The organism is Sedimenticola selenatireducens (assembly GCF_963675335.2).
Lineage (GTDB): Bacteria > Pseudomonadota > Gammaproteobacteria > Chromatiales > Chromatiaceae > Sedimenticola > Sedimenticola selenatireducens.
On record NZ_CAXXYC010000004.1, the window covers coordinates 451,722 to 473,970 of the forward strand.

Below are 22,249 nucleotides of genomic sequence, written 5' to 3' on the forward strand. Positions count from 1 at the left end.
GTGAGCCTGTTTCCCGAATACCGCTTATAACAGCGCGAGGCAATCATCGGGTGCCGATGCAAAAACCGCGGCGAAGATAACCCGTGCCACCCCGTCAGACGGCGGCCGCAACCGATGAGGGCTCGGCCGCTGAAGAGCCGACCGTGGTGGCCGGTAACGGCGGCTGGCGCTGAAAGAAATCCCAGATCCAGCGCGACACATCCGGCGCCTCCGGGTAGCTGTAGGAACCGGGATTGCCGCCGTACCAGCCGTGCCCCCTGCCCTCAATAAACAGCGTCTCCACCAAGCCATTCTGAGAAGCACGGCCGTAGCAGCTGTGGACCCAGGGCGCCCCAAGGGTGATCCCGCTGGTGCGTGTCTGGGGCCGCTCGGTATCGACACCGAAACAGCGTCCCCAACTGTCGCGCAGGTTGTGGGCCGCACGGATATTCACCGTCTCATCCGCATCGGAGTGAACAACCATCAGGGGCACGGCATGGGCACCGGGGCGCAGCGCCTGCTGCATGGCGTCAGCCACCACATCAACCGGCTTGAACCGGCCACCAAAACCCCACAGGTTCACGGCGCGTGCGGTCTCGCCGTAAGGCACCCCCGCCACCACGGCACCCGAGGCAATCCGGTCGGCATGCGCCACCAGCAACGCTGCCGCCATCGCGGCGCCGGAGGAGAGCCCGGTAACATGAATGCGCCGCCGGTCGATGCGGAATTTCGCAGCCACCTCGTTAATGATCTGCCAGAGGTCTTCCACCTCGCCAGCACCGGCCTCTATCTCATGTCGCTGCCACCATCCCCAGCAGTTACGGGTGCGCAGGCCAGCGTAACTGGTGACGAATGGATAAACCACGACGAAGCCCTCCTGATCAGCGATGGCGTCGAAGCCGCTGATCTGGCGGATATCCTGTTCATCCTGACGGCAGCCATGCAGCACCATCACCAGTGGCAATTCCTGGCCGCGGCCATATTGGGGCGGCAGGTGCAGCGCGTAGCGACGCCGACGGGAACGGGCATAGTCACGCCGCGCAAAGTAACGAACCAGATCCTGACTGGCGGCGGCGACCGCCAGCCGGTGCGCCACAGGCTGACTGCCGGCATCACGCGGTGATGCACCGAACCAGCGCCGCAACGCGGTACAACCCGGGCAGGGCATAACCAGTCGGGACAGGCGTTGACTCACCTTGCCTAAAGCCGCCCGGTACGCATCGGCAATCTGGCGGCGCAGTCTGGTCAAACGGGAATTTTCAGGGGGTTGGCTCACTCGGCTTCTCGACTGGCTGGCAACGGTTACATCCGGGGTATTTGCTGCATCGCAGCAAATACAGGCCTGACTGTAACACAAACAGACAAGCGGGTATTGGAAACCAGGTCCCGCTTTGGGGTAAGCCCGGTCGTATCCGTTACTGGTGAGGGGTTCCAGCGATGCTCGGTTAATTCTTATTTTGGTCGCGGCTGCCTATATTTTCCCTACTCAAATTCATTATCGATGGTTCTTGTGCAGGTATGGAGACCGAAGAGGGTGACGCTCACCACCGCCAAAATCATTCGGAATTTTCCGCTTCATGCCCTGCCCGAGTGAATCTACCGCATGGGATTTAGACCCTTTTAGATATTTAATGTCCGGGTCATTCCTTATCCCTGTTAGATATTTAATCGCGCGTTACCAATCGAATAGACCTTATCGAGGACTGAATACCGGTATTGGCCGCAAAAACACCCGTGCGCACCGTTGTGTTGTCTTGTTCGGGGCTTGGCAAAAACAGCCAGAGCTGTCATCTGGTTCACAGCCATGCAGGCTGTTGTATTGATCCGTGATACCGCAAACGCCAATCCTGTACAACCAGCGATAAAACAGGATATGGTCACTGCCAGGGCTAAAACGGTTGTTACATATTGCGCTTTAGCGAATCCATTTCACATTGAGTGAGTAACCCGGCCCGTCGGGATTAACCCGGCACCTCCACGGGTTGACCTTTGTCATATATCTTCAATACAGCCTTCATGAATAATGGGCACCATGAATACACCCTGTACAGAACCACTTGCCATACCGATAGATGCCGACATTGATACCGAGCGGGTACCGGGAAACAGCGGCATCTGGGTCGGCATTTTTTGTGTACTGGTCGAATTTCTGATGCTGTTCATTGTTTACTTCGTTGCCAAGGCGCATCATCCGGAAGCCTTCCAGGGAGGCCCGGACAAATTGGCCACCGTGGCCGGGGTAACAATCACCATGCTGCTGCTGACCAGTGGCTACTGCATGGTCAAGGCCGTCGCTGCGGTTCGCCAGGATGCCTCCAGCAGGGCCTTTCGCTGGATCCTGCTGGCGATACTGCTCGGCTGCGGATATCCGCTGGTGAAATTCTTTGAGATCCGCTGGAATATCGCACACGGCGTCGACGGCCAGGCCGGTATTTTCTACACGGTCTATTACTACCTCACCTTGACCCACCTGGTACACGTGTTCTGGGGCTTGCTTGGGCTCAGCTGGATTGCCATACGCACGAATCGTGGCATCTACTCGTCAGAGGAGTACAGCGGGCTGGAAGCGGCAGCGGTTTACTGGCACACCACCGATGTCATCTGGCTGGTGATCTTCCCCTTTTTCTACGTGCTGAGGTGAACATGGGGCATGCCGAAAAAATATGGCTGCTGTTGATAGGGCTCACACTCGCCGGAGCCTGGTTTGCCGAAACGGGACACCCCGGCTGGCCGCTGACGCTGCTGGTTGCCGGCCTGATTGCGTTCAAGGGACGCATGGTGATCGACCAATACATGGAGATGTCCCGCGCCAACGCACATATCCGCCACGTGCTTTACGCCTTTGTCTCCGTCATTCCCCTGCTGGTCATTATCAGCCATGGCTGGGGCGATCTGATCAGGCGGTTGACGACGCTGAACGGATAAACATGCTTTTACCGGAAAAGCTGGCGGCGGTGGTTGTATGCCTTTAAGCGCAGCCGGTTACCTGCCATGCGGGCTTAACGGCTGCACCTATCCAACCCTCTTGTTGCGATGCCTGCAATCCCCGCCAAGGTCGAATATGGCCTAGGAGAACTACAGGACAGTATTGTAGATCATTCTGACCGCCAGTATTGTCAGCAACAGCTTGAGTACGATTCTGAAGTGCCTGTCCGGCACCCGTCTTCGCATATGGGTCCCAATATATGAGCCCGCAATAACTGCAACCGCCATTCCGAGACACAGCGCCCAATACTGAAAAAAAGAAAACCCCAGAAACATGAACATGGAAATCTTTATGGCGTGTGTAATGGTCATGAATAAAGCCGACGTCACCACCAGTTGATCCTTTTCGACCTGCTTTCTGATCAGGGTGGAGTGTCCCATCGGCCCGGTTGCACCAACCAGCATACCCAACGCCGTCTGCAGGAATCCGATAGTGAAAAACTCACCCTTCAGCTTTTTGCCGATGTCTATTCCAGATCCCCACACGTTGAACAGAATAAAGGCCGCAATAAACAGGGGTATGTAATCCAGGTTAATTTGTACAGCCAGTTGTGCAGCCAATATGCCGCCAAGCAGCGATCCCATAAAAAACGACAAGCCGTATTCCCAACGGATGGATTTGAAATCAAATGCCGCCCGGCTGAAATTCGAGGCAAGTTGAGCAACCGAATGCACGGGTATGATCGCCACTGGCGGAACCAGTCCCGGCATGCACGCGATTAAAATAAGCCCGCCGCCCAAGCCCAGTACGGCCGTACCCATCGAGGTAAAAAATGATATTAAGATGAGTACCAGTTCATTCACGGTGACAATATTTTCTAAGGCAGGAAAAATATTTTTTTAGCGACAGACATGGCACCCTGAACCCGATTATCTCGATGCACCTAGGTCATGACTGTAACCGTATCGTTGATATCGACTATGATCCTCTATTCGGTTCCTCTCACGAATCGAGGCATGGCTAGTCTCCTCGCGCATCCGTATTCATCGTTGTCGGTAGCACTGCGGCTGTGCATCAGATGCCATTTAAAATTCCTCGGTATCTATTTCCATTTGCGTTGCAGCGTTGTAACGGGCACCTGCAACCGTGGATTGATTTATAAGCCGGTCCAACCGGGCAGAGGATTCCGCAGTCAGCGTCACGCCCATTGCGCTATAGTTTTCGCGCAGGTGATCCAGCGAGGTGGTTCCCGGGATGGGTACGATATTTTCATCTCGACCCAACAGCCAGGCCAATGCCAGTTGCGCAAGGGTACATCCTTCTTTCATGGCTACTTTTTTCACCTCGCCCAGCAAGTCCAGATTCCGGGCATAATTCCGCGCCTCAAAGCGGGGCATGTTTCTGCGGATGTCCCTGCTGTCCAAAGCGGCAATGTCTGTCAACTTGCCGGTGAGAAACCCGCGGGCCAGTGGGCTGAATGCAACAAAAGTGACCCCCAACTCCCGGCATGCCTCCAGCACGGCAATCTCCGGGTTCCTGGTCCATAGCGAGTATTCAGTCTGTACGGCGGCGACCGGATGAATCGCATGAGCTCTCCGTAGCGTGTCTGCCGAAACTTCTGATAATCCAATGGCACGGATTTTTCCTTCAGCCACCAGATCTGAAAGCATCCCCACGCTCTCTTCCACGGACACCGCCCTGTCCACTCGATGCAGGTAGTAGAGGTCGATGACGTCGGTCCCGAGACGCTGCAGGCTCTCTTCGCAGGTTTTTCTGATGACCTCCGGCCGGCCGTCTATGGTTCGCACCCCGGCATCATTCCTGAACATGCCGCACTTGCTGGCCAGCACAAACCGATGCCGTTTTTTTCCAAGCGCCCGGCCCAACAGGTTCTCGTTTTCGCCAAATCCGTATAACGCCGCGGTATCGAATAGCGTGTATCCCATGTCCAATGCCGCATGAAGCAGCCGCTCCGAATGCGCAGCGGGCGGCGGGGCTCCATAGGCGTGGGACAGGTTCATACAGCCGAGTCCGATCGGGGAACACTCGAACGGCCCTAACTTACGCAGATGCATGGAACGTACTCCGGGTTTGCGGCGGCCGGCTAGCCGGCTGCTGCCAGACACTGCTCTATGCGATCCAGCGTTTGCATAGCCGGAAAACAACGGGACAGACTCGCGATCGGCTCCCGGCGTTCACGAATGGCTGAAAAGAATTCACGATCCTGCAGCTCAATGCCGTTAAAGGAGACCGCCACGCCAGAAAGGTCTACGGGGTTTCCGTGACCATCTTCAAGATCATCGTAGCGGGCGACATAGGTGCCGTTGTCGCAGATATATCGGAAGAAGGTACCAAACGGACCGTCATTGTTGAATGACAACGAGAGTGTACAAATAGCGCCGCTGGGTACCTTCATGCCGATACTCATGTCCATGGCAATACCCAGCTCCGGATGCGGCGGCCCTTGCAAAGCCTGGACCTGGCTGGCCGTCTCGCCTGTCTGGTATTGGAAAAGATCAACGGTGTGGCAGGCGTGATGCCATAACAGATGATCCGTCCAGGAACGGGGCTCGCCCTTGGCATTGGTGTTGGTGCGCCGGAAAAAGTAAGTCTGCACATCCATCTGCAGGACTTTCAGTTCACCTGCCTGGATTTTATTGTGCAGCCACTGGTGGCTCGGGTTGAATCGGCGCGTATGCCCCACCATGGCAACCAGGCCGGTTTTTTTCTGCATCTCAACGATTCGTCTGGCGTCTTCGATTTTATCCGCCATGGGTATTTCCGTCTGCACATGCTTGCCCGCTTCCAGGCACTGCATCACCTGCGCGGCATGCAACTGGGTTGGCGTGGCCAGAATCACGCAGTCCACATCGCTCCGCGCCAGGCTCTCCGCCAGATCGGTGGTGTGATGGGGAATGCCGTGCTCGGCGGCAAAGGCTTCCATCTTGGCCGCATCAACACCCACCACTGAGGTCACTTCAGCGTCCTCTATTGCACTTATTGCCTCCAGGTGCTTCATCCCGAATGCTCCCGCGGCCCCCGCAATACATACCTTCATCACATACCTCATTAGTTCTATGTGCACACGGCACCTTGGCTGAACATCCGTCGCACTCCAGCCGCTTGGGGATCCCGAACCGGATCCATTAATACCTGCCCAAGTCTGCCAGAATCTTAGAATTACCAGCTTGATTATTGTGGAACAAACTATCACTAACACTCGATACGGGATAATTAATTAAACAGCATGGCTATTCATTTTTTGCATAGGCATTGATATTTCCGGAACCGTAAAGAGCCTTATCCACTAGCCATTGCGTAATAGTTGCATGAATGAATACTGTGTTTTTGTTGGCTTCCAGCTACGTCTAAAGGTCAATCCGATGGGTCGACTGGAATGTGCCAGCTTATAAGGAACCGTTTCCAGAAGCCCCAGACTCAACTCGTGCTGCACCTGGTGTGCCGATATTATTGTCAGTCGATCACTATCCATGAGCAGCGAGCGGACCAGGATCTGTGAGCTGCACTCCACCAGGCGACTGGGCACGTCCATACCGACCTCGGTAAATGCGGATTCGAAGATGGAACGGGTTGGGGTACCTCGCCTGGGAACGACCCAGGGGTACTCGGCAAGCATATGGATATCGACCGCTTTCGCGCGGCACAGCGGATGACCGGACCTGGCTATAATCGCCACCGGCGAAGAGAACAGTTCCTCCTGAATGACGTCATCCGAGGGAGAAGGAAAACGCAATGCGCCGACCAGCAGATCTATGTCGCCATGTCGCAGATGGTACAGAAGATCATCATAGGGACCGTCATTCACCTTGATCCTGAAATCGGGAAACTGACGGGACAGCTCGATAATCGCCTTTGGCAAGAGTGAGGTTCTGGCCAGAGGCATACTACCTACCACAATCTCCCCTATCTCTCTATTATGTATAGAATTAACCTCGTCCCATCCCTGCCTGATCTCTGCAAAGGCCAGTTTGCAGGCTTTTGACAGTGCTCGGGCAGCCTTGCTGGTGCTGATACCTGTGCTGGTTTTCTCAAACAACACAATCCTCAGCAGATCCTCCAACTCCCTCGCCGCCCGGTGCAGTGCCGACTGTGAGATCCCGAGATTCCGCCCTGCCACACTGAAATTGTGCGCCTCCGACACCGCAATCAGGGCGCGCAATTGCGTGGTTTTGAGCATCTGGACCAGTTGCAGCGTCTGCCCCTTGCCCCCGCCCAGCCGGATCGCGTTTTTTACACCTTCGGTAATCATCTCGATTGACCGTCGAACCCGCATTAGAAACACCTCACCCGACTCGGTAACATACATTCCATCGCTTCGACGCTGGAACAAAGAGGCGTTCAGCATGCCTTCGAGTTTGGTTATGGCCTGGGTTATTGCAGGTTGGGACAGGAAGACTTTTTCGGACGCTTTACTAATGCTTTTATTTTCAGCCACCTCAACAAATACTCTCAGGTGCCTGATATTCGGGATCCGGTAGTCCATACGTGACTCCAAGATAACAGTCTACGAATCATAGGCTATCTCAAAATCCAATACCATATCTATAAAAATCAAATGCCAATTTGATCTTACTTATCCTATCGTTACCCCTACACTGGTACGCCGTGGATCACCCATCTGAAACGTGCCAGAGATACTACGCATATCAATAAAGAGGCCTGCAGATGATAATCGATTGTCATGGACACTACACCACCACGCCACCTGGCGTTGGTGAATACCGGGAAAAGCAGAAGCAGGCCGTTGCCAGCAATCCAGCCTACAAGGGTGATAAGGGAAAGGTATCGGTCAGTGATGATGAAATCATTGAAAGCATAGAGAATAATCAACTGCGACTGCAGAAAGAGCGGGGGACCGACCTGACCATTTTCTCCCCCCGCGCCAGCTGGATGGGACATCATATCGGAAATGAATACACCAGCAGGTACTGGACCGAACACCAGAATGAGCTTATCAAACGTGTCTGCGAGCTGTTTCCCCAGAACTTCGCGCCGGTGGCCCAGTTGCCGCAGTCACCAGGGGTGGCACCGGAGAAGTCCATCCCCGAACTGGTTCGGTGCGTGGAAGAGATGGGATTTATCGGCTGCAATTTGAACCCGGACCCTTCCGGCGGATATTGGAAGGATACTTCATTGGCGGACCGCGCCTTTTATCCCATTTATGAAAAAATGTGTGAACTGGACGTACCTGCCATGATCCACGTGAGTGCGGCATGCAACGACTGCTTCCACACCACGGGCTCACACTACCTGGGCGCGGACACCACCGGTTTTCAGCAACTGGTGATGTCCGATGTGTTCAAAGACTTTCCGCAACTGAAGATCATCATTCCCCACGGAGGCGGTGCCGTACCCTACCACTGGGGGCGATTCCGCGGCCTGATGCAGGACAAGGGCTATGCCCCGCTGGAAGAATCGGCACTCCAGAACATTTACTTCGATACCTGTGTCTATCATCAGAAAGGCATCGACCTGTTGCTGGATATCATACCGACCAAAAACATCCTGTTTGCATCTGAAATGATCGGGGCCGTGAGAGGAATAGACCCTGAAACCGGTCATTACTTCGACGATACAAAGCGCTATATCGACAACAACCCGAAACTGTCCAGCGAACAGAAGCAGCAAATATTTGAAGGCAATGCGCGTCGCGTCTTCAGTCGCCTGCGAATTGAAACCTGACCGGCCCCACTCTTATTAAGGATTTTCTATCATGCGTGAAAATGTTGTTGTTCAGAATATCTTACGTGCTTCCCGGGAAATCGTTGATGGGCTGGCAGAGTGTGGCGTCGCCACCATTCATGAGGCACAGGGCAGACGGGGACTCCTGGCGGACTACATGCGCCCCATCCAGCAGGATGTCTCTGTTGCCGGTTCCGCCTTGACCATCTCCGGTGCCGCCGGGGATAACTGGATGATGCACGTGGCAATCGAACAGGCCAGGCCAGGTGATATCCTGGTATTCTCACCGACCTCTCCCTCCAATCATGGATACTTTGGCGATTTGCTGGCCACCTCGGCCCAGGTGCGTGGCGTGGTCGGACTGATCATCGAAGGCGGTGTCCGGGATACACGGGATCTCAGGAAAATGAACTTCCCCGTCTGGTCAAAACATATCTTCTCCCAGGGCACCATTAAAGAAACCCTTGGCTCGGTGAATGTACCGCTGGTATGCGCCGATCAGTTGATCAACCCGGGCGATGTAATCGTTGCAGACGATGACGGTGTGGTGGTAGTTCGCCGGGAAGAGGCCGAAGCGGTACTGGCGGCTTCCCGGAAACGTCTGGAGAATGAAGAGTCCAAGCGTGTCCGGCTTGCCAACGGCGAGTTGGGACTGGACATATACAACATGCGCCCCCGGCTGGAAGAGAAAGGATTGAAGTATGTCTAAATCGGTGCGTTGCATGTGGATGCGCGGTGGCACCTCCAAAGGCGCTTACTTTCTGGCCGGGGACCTGCCCACTGACCAGACGGAGCGCGACGCGTTTTTACTGCGCATCATGGGCTCTCCCGATCCCCGGCAGATCGACGGTATCGGCGGTGCTGATCCGCTGACCTCAAAAGTCGCTATCATAAAAAAATCCCGTCGCGACGGTATCGATATCGATTACCTGTTTTTACAGGTGTTCGTCGATCAGGCGATTGTTACGGATGCGCAAAACTGCGGTAATATCCTGGCCGGAGTCGGACCCTTCGCGATCGAGAGAGGATTGGTCACCGCGCAGGAAGGCGAAACCGGCGTGACCATTTTCATGGAAAATACCGGACAAACCGCCATTGAGCGTGTTTCAACCCGTGCGGGTGCGGTTATCTATCAGGGTGACGCACATATCGATGGCGTTCCCGGAACCGCCAGCGCAATACTGGTCACGTTCAAGGATACCGCCGGGTCCACCTGTGGCAGCCTCCTGCCAACCGGCAGCCAGGTTGACCTGATTGACGGCATCAAGGTGACTTGCATCGACAATGGCATGCCGGTGGTCATCATGAATGCTGCGGACATGGGCATCAAGGGAACCGAGACGCGAGAGCAACTTGAACAGGACGACCACTTAAAGGAAAGACTGGAATCAATCCGGTTGCAAGCGGGACAGATGATGAATCTGGGTGATGTTACCCACAAATCCGTCCCCAAAATGAGCATGGTCAGTCCCGCAACCAATGGTGGTGCAATATCCACCCGAACCTTCATTCCCCACCGCTGCCACGCCTCCATTGGTGTACTGGGGGCCGTGAGCGTTGCCACCGCCTGTATGCTGCCCGATTCGCCGGCTCATGCACTGGCCAATATTTCGACCAGTGCCCGGAAAGTCATGCCCATAGAGCATCCCATCGGTGAAATGACGGTTATCCTGGAGACCAATGATCAGGGTGACGTGGAAAATGCCGCGATACTAAGAACGGCCCGCAAACTATTTGATGGCGAAGTGTTCGCCGACTGAGAACCCAGGATACTTCATGGACGCCGATTACTTACCTTTTCACGACAATCCAAGCAAGCCCGCATTTTCGGTGCCCGAGGGCGCCGTAGATGCCCATTGCCATGTATTTGGACCCGCGGAAACATTTCCCTATCATCCAAAGCGCAAGTACACCCCATGCGACGCGCCCAAGGAGCAGCTGTTTGCGTTGCGCGATCATCTGGGGTTTGCACGCAACGTGATCGTACAGGCCTCATGTCATGGCACTGACAATGCCGCACTGCTTGATGCCTTGCAATATGCCGGCAACCTGGCCCGTGGGGTTGCCGTGGTGGACCCGGACATTACAGCCGACGAACTCCAGGCCATGCATAACGCCGGAGTCAGAGCGGTACGTTTCAATTTTGTAAAACGCCTGGTCGACATGACACCAAAAGAGATCTTTCTCGGCATGGCAGAAAAGATCCGGCCGCTGGGCTGGCATATCGTGGTCTATTTTGAAGCCCAGGACCTGGAAGAGCTGACACCGTTCCTAATACAGCTGAATACCCTGATCGTGGTTGATCACATGGGTCGCCCGGACGTATCAAAGGGTGTGGGGCATGAGGACTTTCAGCGTTTCGTGACACTCCTGGAAGAGCATGAAAATATCTGGACCAAGGTCAGTTGCCCTGAGCGGCTCACCCTGAACCCGCCCAATTACGATGACGTGGTTCCTTTCGCCAGAACCCTGGTCGAGCGGTTTCCGAACCGGGTCCTGTGGGGCACTGACTGGCCGCATCCCAACATGAACTCCCATATACCGGATGATGGCAAGCTGGTCGACGTGATTCCCAAGATCGCGCCCACACCGGACCTCCAGAAGGCTCTGCTGATTGATAATCCAATGCGACTGTATTGGCAGAATCAAACCCGTTGACTCCTGTTGCCACTTTTACCACGTACAGAAAAGGCCTCTTACCGGGCCTTTTTTCATTGACTGACTTTAGTAATGTGGCGACTGTCGCTTGCGTTTATTGATAGGGTGAGCTGACTGAGCGGCTGGGAAAACGGCTCGTTATAAAGACCGCTTCGCATTTATGGTGGCGCGTTCTGAACCGGCATGCGTAACGGCCCCAGACCGGGGGCCGTTATATTCCGGGGCGGTAACGTGACCGCCGGCAAGATCATCGCGATTCAGTCCTTACCGTCGGTCAATAGCAGGACGCCGGCTCCTGTATTGGAAATAGGCGCATGGTAGTGTTTGTGCAGCACATTCACATTGGGAGCCAACGCACCACGCATCACCATCCACATGATTACCTCGATACCTTCAGTGCCCGCCTTCTCCATGATTTCGGTATTGGAAAAGGCTGTCATCTTGTCCGGATCGTTGACGATATAGTCCATGCACTCCATATCGAACTCGACATCGATAATACCGGCGCGCTCACCCTGCAGCTGGTGGGACAACCCACCGGTACCAAAAATCACCACCTTGGTATCCTCCGGGTAGGATTCAATCGCTTTGCGCAGGGCCTTACCCAGATCATAGCAGCGCCGTGCACTGGGAAGCGGATGTTGTACCGTGTTGACCGCCAACGGAATCAGTTTGCAAGGCCACTCAGGAAGATGGCGCCACATCAGACTCATGGGAACCACACAGCCATGATCAACCTTCATCTCCTGACAGGTGGTCAGGTCAAAGTTCTGGTTGATTAAGGATTCGGCCAGATGCCAGGAAAACTGCGCATCCCCTTTAAACGATGCGGTAGTGGGAATCCCCCAGCCCTCATCATCGTTATGGTATTCATCGGCACAGCCCAACGCGAAAGTGGGGACGATATTCAGGAAAAAATTGAGCCCATGATCGTTGTACACGATGATTGCAATATCCGGCTTTTCCTCTTCAAGCCAGGCCTTGACCGGCTCATAACCGTCAAAAAATCGCTTCCAGTAAGGGTCGTTTTCCTTCTTGTCGGCCATGGCATTGCCAATAGCGGGAATATGGGATGTTGTGATGCCACCAATAATTTTAGCCATGCCAGAAACCTCCACGCTTCTTCAATGCTTCCTGAAAGCCTTCAGCGTTATCCTCCAGCTTTTTCTTAAACTCCGCGGTCGTGATTCCCTGGAACGACGCCCCGGCATCCTGAACCGTCAGACCATGAAAAATTGCAATTTTTGCCAGGTAATAAACATTACCCCCCAGATGCAGAAGTTTGAGGAAATTTCCGGCGAGCACGGCCTCGCGCTGCTCATCAGTCAGATTGTACTTCCTGCAATACGCATCCATATCCTCGGCAAACTCTTTTCGATTCGCTTCGTGATTGAATGAAAACGCCATTTTGTTCAGGTTGTACCCTGAATGGGACCGTTCACCATTGAATACATAGGTACCAGGAATATCTTCATAATCATGCTTTTGCCAAACCATGTTGATCATCCTTCTCGAGTTAAGGTTAACTGGCAGGCAATATCACACGGCCGCCATACTTGTATTTTTAATGATAAATATCAGATTATAAAGAGACATATCGCATTTATTCTTGTACATTTCATATATTCCTCGCCAGGCCGACGACATGAACCAGACGTATCAGATACCCACAATAGAAATTTATGGCGAACAGGCAAAGTCACTCACTCCTGACTTGCTACACTGCGAACCGTTGATTACCCGGAGCCGGGCACATCAATTTAAGATCCGCCCACATCGCCATCCCGGGCTAACGCAGATCTTCTACCTGAAACGGGGTCATGGGCAGGCAAATCTCGATGGTGACCCAACCACGCTCAAGGCACCCTGTCTGGTCGTTATCTCCGAAATGTGCGTGCATGATTTCACCTGGTCGGAGGATGTGGAGGGTAGCGTCATCTCCATCTCCAATCTGATACTCGATAAGCTGGAAGACACACTCGCCAAGGAACATCTGGCCATGAAAACCACCATGATCATGACCATTCGGCACGGCCAACGGGAGCTGGAAGGAATTTTGAAGCTTTTATCCCATGAATACAGTCATCCACCGGAGGACTCCAGGGCGTATGCCTTGATATTTCTAGTCCAGTTACTGGGTATCTGGCTTGAGCGCAATGCACCGTCAAGGGTCGACACAGCCAATCTTCAGAATCGCAGCGCCGAGTACTTTAGCCGATTCAGCCATCTCATCAATCGTGACTTCTTGAAACAGCGAACGGTAGAAAGTTACGCCGAAGAACTTGGCATAACCGCCTCTTACCTGAATAACCTGTGCCGCCAAATGGTCAATAAAAATGCGCTCCAGCTAATACATGAAAGAGTGCTGCTGGAGGCGAAGCGAAACCTGATCTACACCGTCCAGAGTGTCAGTCAAATCTCCTATGGACTGGGGTTTAATGATCCGGCGTATTTTTCACGCTTCTTCAAACGGCTAACCGGACAACCACCAAAAGAGTTTCGACTCGCCATAAACAAGATCGGCAAACAAACCCTATCCCGGCAACACCGTTGAATCCGAATTGCCAGCGCTCATGATATTCCGTGTTCAAGGCAAGCGCTCCATTCCCTCGACCATTGGGTGCGTCAGTTATTCAGCGGTGGTATCAAAATTGTTCTCATTGCGAAAACGGCCGGGAGGCACCCCCACCGCGCGTTTGAAATAACGTGAAAAGTAGCCCGGATCTTTAAACCCCATGTCAGCGGCTATTTCATCAAGGGTGGCTCGCGTATAGATCAGGCGCCGTTTCACTTCCAACACCAGACGCGCCTGAATCATCTGGCTTACCGTTTGATTCATCAAGCTCCTGCTCAGCCGGTTCAGGCGGCTGACGGTAGTGCCAATGGCATTCGCGTACTGCTCCACTGTCCAATGGTTTTTAAAATTCCGTTCAATTAGAAACTTCAATTGACCGGCCGTCACACTTGGGGCACTGGCGCTGACCGCCAACTGCCCATTCGCTTCCTGCTGACGATAAATTATCATGAGCAAGATACGGATCAGCCACTCACACATCAGGCCACGGCCGCTCTGGGCCTGAGCAAATTCATCTTTTAGCTGTTGCAGCACCATTTTCAGCCTGGAACGTTCCAATCCACATTTTGCAAACGGTATACAGCCGGGCTCCGTGAACAGTGCCCCGAAATAGGCCAGCGCACGGTCACCCTCTGTTTCCAACAACAGGGGGTCGGCCAATGTGACCACAGCACCCTCACTCTCCGGCGCAAAACGAAAACTATGGACGACTCCCGTCGGTATGGTGATCACGCACGGACTCTCAAGATTCGCCACCCGGTCATCCAGGTGTACCTCAACCGCTCCCTCATCAATGCAGATCAACTGAAACAGCCTGCCATGGCGATGGGCACCGATAACCCAGCCCAGGGCACTGCTCCGCCTGCGGATATCTTCAATATGGATAAACTCGGGATCATCGATCCATACCGGCTCACCATAGAGACCATACTGGGGAATGGATTTATCGACTGAATTGGCTGTCACCCTGCGCACCCGGTTCCTGTAAGCCACTACCACACTTCTCAAATATACAATTTATTAACTGTATTCCCTGACAAAATAATATTTTTGAATTATCCCAATAATAGCCGCATCTACCATCGTTACATATGAAATATCCCATAAATATAAATTATTAAAAACATGCCGCCGCTTCGACACGTTGCCTCGAATGGTGAATAAGTACAATTTTTTGATTCATTTATGACTTATGTCAGTTTCTCTTCCGGTCCATCATAGATGAACACCCGGGGCATGCCGGTCGTCTGGCATAGCCCGTCTCGGAGCTTTAATCGAAAACCAAACAGAACCAGGTGAGCATTTATGAAAACACAGGTAGCAATCATTGGTGCCGGCCCCTCCGGCCTGTTGTTAGGACAACTGCTGGCCCGCCAGGGGATCGACAATATCATCGTAGAACGGGTAACCGGTGAATATGTGCTGGGACGTATCCGGGCAGGCGTTCTGGAGCAGGGTTTTGTCGATCTGGTCAGAGAGGCCGGTGTCAGCGAGCGCATGGACCGGGAAGGCGAAATACATGAGGGTTTTGAACTTGCCTTCAACAACCGGCGCGTACGAATCGATATGAAGCAACTGACCGGTGGCGACACGGTGATGGTTTATGGACAAACCGAGATTACCAAAGACCTCATGGAGGCCAGGGCGGCAGCCGGTCTTCAGACCATCTACCAAGCCGACAATGTAACGTTGCACGATGTTAAATCCAAAACGCCCTCTGTGACATACGAAATCAATGGCGTTAAACACCATCTCGAATGCAACTATATTGCCGGCTGCGACGGTTTTCACGGCGTCTCTCGCCAGACTATCCCCAAGAATGTCAGGACAGAATATGAGCGCATCTATCCGTTCGGCTGGCTGGGCTTGCTATCCGACACCCCACCGGTCAGTAAGGAGTTAATCTACTGCAAACACGAGCGCGGCTTTGCCCTGGCCAGTCTGCGCTCGGCCTCCCGTTCGCGCTATTACATCCAGGTCCCTCTGTCCGACAAGGTGGAAGATTGGAGTGACGGTGATTTCTGGACAGAATTCAAGAAACGCCTGCCTGCCGATACAGCAAAAAACCTGGTAATTGGACCCAGTATTGAAAAAAGCATTGCACCGCTGCGCTCTTTCGTTTGCGAACCGATGCAGTACGGCAATCTGTTCCTGGTGGGTGATGCAGCCCACATTGTACCCCCAACCGGCGCCAAGGGACTGAACCTGGCGGCATCCGATGTTTCTGCGCTGTATAAAATATTGACCCGGGTATTCAAAGAGAATGACAAGTCATGTATCGCACAATATTCAGATATCGCCCTGCGCCGAGTATGGCACGGTGAACGTTTCTCCTGGTGGATGACCAATATGTTGCATAACTTTGAAGGCCTATCGATCAATGGCGCAGACGATAGAACCTTTGAGAAATTTATGGCGTCTGAACTGGATTACTACACGGGTTACGAGGCGGGTCGTCGAGTAATTGCCCAGCAGTATGTCGGGCTCCCCTACGAGGACCTGGAATAAATAAATTGTTTATTGATGTGTGGCGCGGCATGACTCGACTGCCGCTCAGCCACCCTTCGAATGAACCAAACAGGGCGGAAACATCCTGGCAAGACACCTTGCCGGGTGGTTATTGGAAGTGGGTGATGGTGCGGTCTATAGGCGCCTTCAACTTCGCGGTGGCAGCCTGGTCGGACAAAACCTGGTTTTATCTGTTGAATGTTCTGTCTGTTTCAATCGTTATTCTGGATACGCCATTATTCTCTGGTGCAGAGAGGCCGCTGCAAAACCCCCATTCCCACACCTACAACTCTAATAGATACCATTCTCCTTCTGTAACCAGCGAATGAACGGAATTATTTTATCGACATCCTTTCTTGTAGCGCCTTCTACTTGAGGCATATCACCAAACTTCCAATGATGTGCTCTAACCCCCTCACGTGCTGCCCGGTAAAAAGCCTCATCTGAATGGTGTGTTGGTTTGTAGAAAGAGTGTAATAGCGGCGGCCCTTGCTCTGTACCATCACCCCATTTGCCGTGGCAACTAGAGCACAGGGTACGAAACCTGTTCATGCCCAGCCCATACTTGAAGGGAACACGTGGGGTTTTCAAATCAAGCTTTTCTGTACTATTTCCCATCTGGTGACCTGGCATTCCAGTAGCGGTCGCCGCCAGGATCATGTTTTTTTCCTGTTGTGCATTTACAGTGAAACTCAGTATCAATAGTAGAAGTACGATTAATATTTTTCCCATCACATTTCTCTTGTCACATGGTTACCAAGTAATTGTGCATCGCCTTTAATCAGCAACTACAGATAATTTAGTGGCGTCTAAAATATCCTATTAGAACCACGGGTATAATAGTTACACCGCCCAGCAACAGTAGCAGTAACATGGCCTCATTCAAGTCAGTTGTAGCCATCTCTCCACCAAAATGTGCGAGCAGGAAACTTGCAGGAACAAGACCGAGAAGTGTTGCCAGTAGAAAACGCCATGCCTTAATCTGCGTCAATCCGGCCCCATAACTTACTAGATCAAAGGATAGGAATGGTATAAGTCGCGAAACAAAGACCAAAGCCATCAATATATTTTGCGAACCCAGCCACCCCAGCATAATCTTTTTGCCAAACAGTCTAACTAGTAGTTCCTGACCCAGTAATCGGGCGATCCAGAATGCCCCCGCCGCCCCGATCGCGGCCCCGGCCACGACATAAATTGTGCCCCAGGTATGGCCGAACACCGCCCCAGACGCCAAGGCAATGGGGGCACTGGGGATGGGATTAATGATAACCGCAATGGCCATCAGGGCAATGATCGTGACCGGGCCAATGTACCCAAGATTGGTTATCCAGAGTCTGAGTTTACCGGCATCCGTAATGGCGGAGAGTCTTCCATGCTCGTGTAGAAAGTAATAGACGGCCGATAGAGCCAGCACAAACACAACCAATATACATAAGCGTATATACAGAGCTTTCAACCGACGATCCGATTCGGCCATATTGGTATCTGATGCAATAATATCGGCCACTATTTGGGGGATTTATTGCAACAAGCAGGGGGCGGTGCCTTTGCATTGACCCGTGCATTGGTATCTGAATATTGATAGATACTACCTTTAAACCGCGTCCACCAATTATCTATCGGAGGAAAACCAGCTTCAGTTAATGCCTGAACTATCGCTTGGTAGTCCACCTGGCTGGCGTCATATAGAACCCACAGTTCGCGGGCGTCATTATCGAGCACTATATTTTTTACACCTGTTACTTGACTGACGACATCATCCACAGCGAGAGAATTGTCAGAATGATTCGTTATGGAAACCCCGACACGGCGCAGGACTTCCCAGGTGCCAACAGGCTTCAGTTGATGTTTGGATTTCATATCTCACTCATGTGCCGTTAACTATTTAAATCTTTTCGCTTCTGCTCAAACTCTTCACGATCAATTTCTCCCTTTGCATAGCGCTCTTTCAGAATCTCCTCTGCGGACCTTGGCTTTTTTTCCTGATTATTGCTGTTGCCTATAAATGCTTTAATCAACCAGATAATTGCCACGATCACAAAGATCCAGAATAACCACATAAAGCCCCAACCAAAGCCAAACATGTGTTCGTTGTACATTTTAGTCTCCTATCTAAATACGAATCCGTTTAAGCCTTAACGCATTGCTGATCACAGATACCGAACTGAAACTCATGGCAGCAGCGGCAATCATCGGCGAGAGCAACAACCCAAATACGGGGTATAAAACACCAGCAGCCACCGGAACACCCAGTGCGTTATAAATGAAGGCAAAGAACAGATTCTGGCGAATATTCCGCATGGTCCCTCGACTTAACCGTCTCGCCTGAACGATACCGCGCAGGTCACCCTTGACCAGAGTTACCCCCGCACTTTCCATGGCCACATCCGTACCGGTACCCATGGCTATACCTACATGGGATTGCGCCAGGGCCGGCGCGTCATTGATACCATCTCCGGCCATCGCTACGACGCGGCCTTCTGCCTGTAGTTTTTTGACTATCGCCGCTTTTTGATCAGGTAATACCTCAGCTTCTACCTGATCGATACCGAGCTTATCCGCAACCGCCAGGGCGGTCGTGCGGTTATCCCCTGTCAACATGACCACCTTCACACCTTCCGCATGTAGATCCTGAATGGCCTGTGCGGTGGATGCCTTGATAGGGTCGGCTACACCGATAATCCCGGCAGCCTTATCGTCTATGGCCACAAACATCACGGTTTGTCCCTTGCCCCTACCGGTTTCAGCTAAATCCGGTAAATCGCCCGGGTCAATGGAAAGTTCTTCGAACAGCTTGATATTGCCAAGTACTACCCTGTGGCCATCAATCGACCCGGCCACCCCTTTTCCAGTGATGGATTCAAACTGATCAGTTGAGCTCAACTTAACATCCTGCTCCCCTGCGCCACGGACAATGGCCTCCGCCAGCGGGTGTTCGCTAGCCTTTTCCAGGCTGGCGGCCAAACGCAGAACATCGGATTCCTTGAAACCCTTTCCAGTCTGTACCGAGACCAGTTTTGGTTTTCCTTCGGTCAATGTGCCCGTTTTATCAACAACCAGCGTGTCGACCTTTTCCATAATCTCCAGTGCCTCGGCATTCTTGATCAACACACCCAGAGATGCTCCTTTGCCGGTACCCACCATGATCGACACCGGCGTTGCAAGACCCAATGCACAGGGACAAGCAATAATCAGCACAGCAACCGCATTGATAATCGCGTGTGCCAGGCGTGGCTCGGGTCCATAGAAACCCCAGATGATCAGTGTGATTACCGAAATCAGCACCACGGCTGGGACAAAGTAACCCGCGACCACATCCGCCAATTTCTGGATGGGCGCCCGTGAACGTTGTGCCTCGCTGACCATACGCACGATCTGGGCGAGCAACGTATCGCTCCCTACCTTCTCGGCACGCATCAGCAAACTACCGGTACCATTAACAGTAGCGCCTATTAGCGATTCGCCGATCGATTTTTCTATTGGAATAGGCTCGCCAGTGACCATCGATTCATCCACCGCACTGCTCCCATCGGTGACCACCCCATCCACGGGTACTTTTTCACCCGGACGCACACGCAAGATGTCACCCGGCATGACGGTTTCCATGGGGATATCCTCTTCGCCGCCATCCGCGCGCACGATACGTGCGGTTTTGGGAGCCAATCCCAGCAGCAACTTGATTGCTTCATTGGTCTGACTGCGTGCTCTCAGTTCCAATACCTGGCCGAGTAGTACCAGGGCCGTGATTACAGCCGCGGCCTCAAAGTAGACAGGGATTGTGCCGCCTTCATGAAGCATGTTGGGTGGAAAGATGCCGGGAAACAATAAAGCAATGATGCTGTATATCCAGGCGACAGCCACACCCAGCCCAATCAAGGTGAACATATTGAGATTCCAGCTCACTACTGACTGCCAGCCACGTACGAAGAATGGCCAGCCACCCCACAACACTACCGGTGTTGCAAGTGAAAACTCAATCCACTGCACGGTTTTCATGGAAAGCCCATCTGGCAACCAGGTGGGCATGAGGTCTGCAACCATAGCCAGAAGAAAGACCGGCAAGGCTAACACCGCACTCACCCAGAAGCGCCGACTCATATAGTCCAGCTCTTCGTTCTTCTCTTCCACGTCAATGGTACGCGGTTCCAGGGCCATGCCACATTTAGGGCAATTGCCTGGATGATCCTGTATAACCTCCGGGTGCATCGGACAGGTATATTCAATGCGTGTGGCAGCTATGGGTTCACCCATAGGCTCAAGCGCCATACCGCACTTGGGACAAGGACCCGGCTTGTCTGTCTGAACCTCCGGATGCATTGGGCAGGTATAGCCACCACTGGTTTTCGGCATCGGAGACTCGCCTTTGATGGCATGATCACCATGCCATTTTTCATCGTGATGATACCCGGTTTCATGCTGTGATTTTTTATTGCCTAAATAGCCTGAGGGATTGTCCAGGAATCTCTTTTCGCAGTGTTCGCTACAGAAATAATAATCGGTTCCTTCAAAATCTGATCGGTACTCGCTCGTATCAGAAACCGTCATGCCACAGACCGGGTCGACATGATCAGATGATTCAAAATGCTTAGCGGATTGGTTCATCATTTCCTCCGAACGCGATTATCTGAAGGGCTATCACTCTTCGCTATTTTCGATTGTTTCAATGAGGTGGCAGATGCTCAAGCCCGTGGGAACCCCATTTGGCATGAGCTTCCACAGTTCCAATGCCTGTTCCATTCGGGCTTGCAGCTTTAGCATCTCTTCAATTTTAATGCGGTTTTCCGAAATACGGTGCTGGATGATATTTCTCACATCATCACAAGGTGACTCACCAACATCCGCATGCCGTATGATCTGTCTGATCTCATTCAGGGTGAACCCAAGATTTTTTGCCATCCGTATAAAACGAATTCGACTCACATCTTGAGTTTTAAAAAGACGATAGCCATTCTCCTGCTGATCGGCGGGTAAGATCAGACCGATGCGTACGTAATAACGCACTACGTGGGACGGTGCATCACTCTGGATTGCCAGTTCATTTACTGTAAGCATCAGTCTGTCCTCCTGCCGCTCCTACTGGCTATTTTTTCTGCAATTCAACCAGCTGCTGTAACAGCTTCTCCATATTGGCCATATGGGCTTCCATTTTCGTCATATGGGCCTGCATCATGGTGTGCCGCTCCTCCATCATTTTCATCATTGGCATGCCATCCTTGCCTCCAGCCATCATCGGCATCTGCCCATTGGCCATCGGCATGGTTGGTGGTGTCGCTGTTGCCTCTGCTTGTTCAGGATGATGCCCAGTGTCGGCTATCGCCGACACCGGTGCTGTTGCCACTAAAAGTGCCATGGCCATGGTTCTCGTAATGCGCATATTCACTACCTCGCTCGCAAGGGTTATTGCAGGAAACTGCTTGTGTGGTTTAATGTACAACCTATGCGTTACGCATAGGTCAAGAACGATTTTTTACCCTCTCAGTCGCTCACTGATCCTCCCATGCTGTCACGCACACGAAGCAGCCGGGAACGGACTTCATCTGCCAGTTGGTCAACGTTATCCCGCTCGACCAATTTTAAGACGGCCGAGGGATCCATAAAGGCAACGCGGATTGATCCGTCTTCCTCTTCCCGTATCACCACGTTACAGGGCAGCAAGAGTCCAATGTCGGGATCTGCTTCAATGGCCTGATTGGCCAGCGATGGATTGCAGGCACCCAGGATCTTGTAAGGCCTTCTCTCTATGCCCAGCTTTTCTTGCAGCGTAGCCTGGACATTGATTTCCGTCAGAATACCGAAACCCTCCTCTTTCAGGGCATCAATCAACTGCTGCTCTATCTCTGTCATCTTTCCTTTCAGTAGTGTTGAAAAACTATACATTGTGTTATTCCTCTGTTTGAATT

At 52.6% G+C, this 22,249-nt stretch carries 24 protein-coding genes and 1 pseudogene; 8 read left to right on the plus strand and 17 right to left on the minus strand.

All coding sequences use genetic code 11. The features are described 5' to 3' along the window. Window positions 1–94: 94 nt before the first annotated feature. Window positions 95–1,228, minus strand: coding sequence for an extracellular catalytic domain type 1 short-chain-length polyhydroxyalkanoate depolymerase (locus ACHZBF_RS13255; RefSeq protein WP_321528702.1), 1,134 nt, complete (start codon window positions 1,226–1,228; stop codon window positions 95–97). A 783-nt stretch (window positions 1,229–2,011) separates the two neighbouring features. Between ACHZBF_RS13255 and ACHZBF_RS13260 the strand changes: the two genes are divergently transcribed. Both ACHZBF_RS13260 and ACHZBF_RS13265 read left to right on the plus strand, forming a co-directional pair. Continuing rightward, window positions 2,012–2,620: a cytochrome c oxidase subunit 3 family protein gene (locus ACHZBF_RS13260; protein WP_273439945.1), complete on the plus strand. Its 609-nt coding sequence runs from the start codon at window positions 2,012–2,014 to the stop codon at window positions 2,618–2,620. A gap of 2 nt (window positions 2,621–2,622) precedes the next feature. Continuing rightward, a complete protein-coding gene (locus ACHZBF_RS13265; protein ID WP_273439946.1) occupies window positions 2,623–2,904 on the plus strand; it encodes a cytochrome C oxidase subunit IV family protein in 282 nt (93 codons plus the stop codon). Window positions 2,905–3,054: 150 nt separating this feature from the next. Here ACHZBF_RS13265 and ACHZBF_RS13270 read toward each other — a convergent pair whose 3' ends face one another. From ACHZBF_RS13270 to ACHZBF_RS13285, 4 genes are all read right to left on the minus strand, one after another. Continuing rightward, the gene (locus ACHZBF_RS13270; protein WP_273439948.1) at window positions 3,055–3,768 is read right to left on the minus strand and encodes a sulfite exporter TauE/SafE family protein; all 714 of its coding nucleotides are present in this window, start codon (window positions 3,766–3,768) and stop codon (window positions 3,055–3,057) included. Window positions 3,769–3,990: 222 nt separating this feature from the next. Then, a complete protein-coding gene (locus ACHZBF_RS13275) occupies window positions 3,991–4,980 on the minus strand; it encodes an aldo/keto reductase (RefSeq protein WP_321528704.1) in 990 nt (329 codons plus the stop codon). 29 nt (window positions 4,981–5,009) lie between these two features. Next, entirely contained in the window at window positions 5,010–5,975 is a 966-nt protein-coding gene (locus ACHZBF_RS13280; protein ID WP_335342992.1) for a Gfo/Idh/MocA family oxidoreductase, read from the minus strand. Window positions 5,976–6,212: 237 nt separating this feature from the next. Continuing rightward, entirely contained in the window at window positions 6,213–7,409 is a 1,197-nt protein-coding gene (locus tag ACHZBF_RS13285; RefSeq protein ID WP_321528705.1) for a LysR family transcriptional regulator, read from the minus strand. Window positions 7,410–7,591: 182 nt separating this feature from the next. Here ACHZBF_RS13285 and ACHZBF_RS13290 point away from each other — a divergent pair, with 182 nt between their 5' ends. From ACHZBF_RS13290 to ACHZBF_RS13305, 4 genes are read left to right on the plus strand one after another with little or no spacing between them, the layout of a single operon-like run. Next, complete coding sequence (locus ACHZBF_RS13290) at window positions 7,592–8,608, plus strand: amidohydrolase family protein (protein WP_273439952.1); 1,017 nt, start codon at window positions 7,592–7,594, stop codon at window positions 8,606–8,608. A gap of 31 nt (window positions 8,609–8,639) precedes the next feature. Continuing rightward, window positions 8,640–9,317, plus strand: a complete 678-nt coding sequence (locus ACHZBF_RS13295; RefSeq protein ID WP_321528706.1) for a 4-carboxy-4-hydroxy-2-oxoadipate aldolase/oxaloacetate decarboxylase — start codon at window positions 8,640–8,642, stop codon at window positions 9,315–9,317. Continuing rightward, window positions 9,310–10,368: a 4-oxalomesaconate tautomerase gene (locus tag ACHZBF_RS13300; RefSeq protein WP_321528707.1), complete on the plus strand. Its 1,059-nt coding sequence runs from the start codon at window positions 9,310–9,312 to the stop codon at window positions 10,366–10,368. Before ACHZBF_RS13295 ends, ACHZBF_RS13300 begins: the two co-directional genes overlap by 8 nt. A gap of 16 nt (window positions 10,369–10,384) precedes the next feature. Continuing rightward, window positions 10,385–11,266 carry an amidohydrolase family protein gene (locus ACHZBF_RS13305; protein ID WP_321528708.1) on the plus strand — a complete coding sequence of 294 codons (882 nt, stop codon included), beginning with the start codon at window positions 10,385–10,387 and terminating at the stop codon, window positions 11,264–11,266. 257 nt (window positions 11,267–11,523) lie between these two features. Here the strand turns inward: ACHZBF_RS13305 and ACHZBF_RS13310 are convergent, their stop codons facing one another. Both ACHZBF_RS13310 and ACHZBF_RS13315 read right to left on the minus strand, forming a co-directional pair. Next, the gene (locus tag ACHZBF_RS13310; RefSeq protein WP_321528709.1) at window positions 11,524–12,369 is read right to left on the minus strand and encodes a class III extradiol dioxygenase family protein; all 846 of its coding nucleotides are present in this window, start codon (window positions 12,367–12,369) and stop codon (window positions 11,524–11,526) included. Beyond that, the gene (locus ACHZBF_RS13315; protein WP_273439959.1) at window positions 12,362–12,763 is read right to left on the minus strand and encodes a protocatechuate 3,4-dioxygenase; all 402 of its coding nucleotides are present in this window, start codon (window positions 12,761–12,763) and stop codon (window positions 12,362–12,364) included. The genes ACHZBF_RS13310 and ACHZBF_RS13315 overlap by 8 nt, the downstream gene beginning before the upstream one ends. A gap of 148 nt (window positions 12,764–12,911) precedes the next feature. Between ACHZBF_RS13315 and ACHZBF_RS13320 the strand changes: the two genes are divergently transcribed. Continuing rightward, entirely contained in the window at window positions 12,912–13,820 is a 909-nt protein-coding gene (locus ACHZBF_RS13320) for a helix-turn-helix domain-containing protein (RefSeq protein ID WP_273439960.1), read from the plus strand. A gap of 75 nt (window positions 13,821–13,895) precedes the next feature. Here ACHZBF_RS13320 and ACHZBF_RS13325 read toward each other — a convergent pair whose 3' ends face one another. After that, window positions 13,896–14,807, minus strand: coding sequence for a helix-turn-helix domain-containing protein (locus ACHZBF_RS13325; RefSeq protein WP_321528710.1), 912 nt, complete (start codon window positions 14,805–14,807; stop codon window positions 13,896–13,898). Window positions 14,808–15,146: 339 nt separating this feature from the next. Between ACHZBF_RS13325 and pobA the strand changes: the two genes are divergently transcribed. After that, entirely contained in the window at window positions 15,147–16,349 is a 1,203-nt protein-coding gene (gene pobA, locus ACHZBF_RS13330) for a 4-hydroxybenzoate 3-monooxygenase (RefSeq protein WP_321528711.1), read from the plus strand. A 291-nt stretch (window positions 16,350–16,640) separates the two neighbouring features. On the opposite strand, the gene ACHZBF_RS13335 is transcribed toward pobA, so the two are convergent. The 9 genes and pseudogenes from ACHZBF_RS13335 to ACHZBF_RS13370 all read right to left on the minus strand — a co-directional run bounded on the left by ACHZBF_RS13335 (window position 16,641) and on the right by ACHZBF_RS13370 (window position 22,226). Then, window positions 16,641–17,081, minus strand: a complete 441-nt coding sequence (locus ACHZBF_RS13335) for a c-type cytochrome (RefSeq protein ID WP_321528712.1) — start codon at window positions 17,079–17,081, stop codon at window positions 16,641–16,643. A 67-nt stretch (window positions 17,082–17,148) separates the two neighbouring features. Continuing rightward, the gene (locus ACHZBF_RS13340; protein ID WP_394707578.1) at window positions 17,149–17,856 is read right to left on the minus strand and encodes a TVP38/TMEM64 family protein; all 708 of its coding nucleotides are present in this window, start codon (window positions 17,854–17,856) and stop codon (window positions 17,149–17,151) included. Beyond that, window positions 17,856–18,209 (minus strand): heavy-metal-associated domain-containing protein, encoded by a 354-nt coding sequence (locus tag ACHZBF_RS13345; RefSeq protein ID WP_273439966.1) that lies wholly within the window; start codon window positions 18,207–18,209, stop codon window positions 17,856–17,858. The genes ACHZBF_RS13340 and ACHZBF_RS13345 overlap by 1 nt, the downstream gene beginning before the upstream one ends. Before the next feature lie 17 nt (window positions 18,210–18,226). Then, a complete protein-coding gene (locus ACHZBF_RS13350; RefSeq protein ID WP_321528714.1) occupies window positions 18,227–18,448 on the minus strand; it encodes an SHOCT domain-containing protein in 222 nt (73 codons plus the stop codon). Window positions 18,449–18,461: 13 nt separating this feature from the next. Continuing rightward, a complete protein-coding gene (locus ACHZBF_RS13355) occupies window positions 18,462–20,699 on the minus strand; it encodes a copper-transporting P-type ATPase (RefSeq protein WP_462692000.1) in 2,238 nt (745 codons plus the stop codon). A gap of 141 nt (window positions 20,700–20,840) precedes the next feature. After that, window positions 20,841–20,954: pseudogene (locus ACHZBF_RS19750) on the minus strand (hypothetical protein); the annotation flags it as partial. Window positions 20,955–20,984: 30 nt separating this feature from the next. After that, entirely contained in the window at window positions 20,985–21,401 is a 417-nt protein-coding gene (locus tag ACHZBF_RS13360) for a MerR family DNA-binding protein (RefSeq protein WP_273439971.1), read from the minus strand. Between the two features lie 28 nt (window positions 21,402–21,429). Beyond that, window positions 21,430–21,705 (minus strand): hypothetical protein, encoded by a 276-nt coding sequence (locus ACHZBF_RS13365; protein WP_321528716.1) that lies wholly within the window; start codon window positions 21,703–21,705, stop codon window positions 21,430–21,432. Window positions 21,706–21,824: 119 nt separating this feature from the next. Beyond that, a complete protein-coding gene (locus ACHZBF_RS13370) occupies window positions 21,825–22,226 on the minus strand; it encodes a DUF302 domain-containing protein (RefSeq protein WP_321528717.1) in 402 nt (133 codons plus the stop codon). Between the last annotated feature and the right edge of the window lie 23 nt (window positions 22,227–22,249).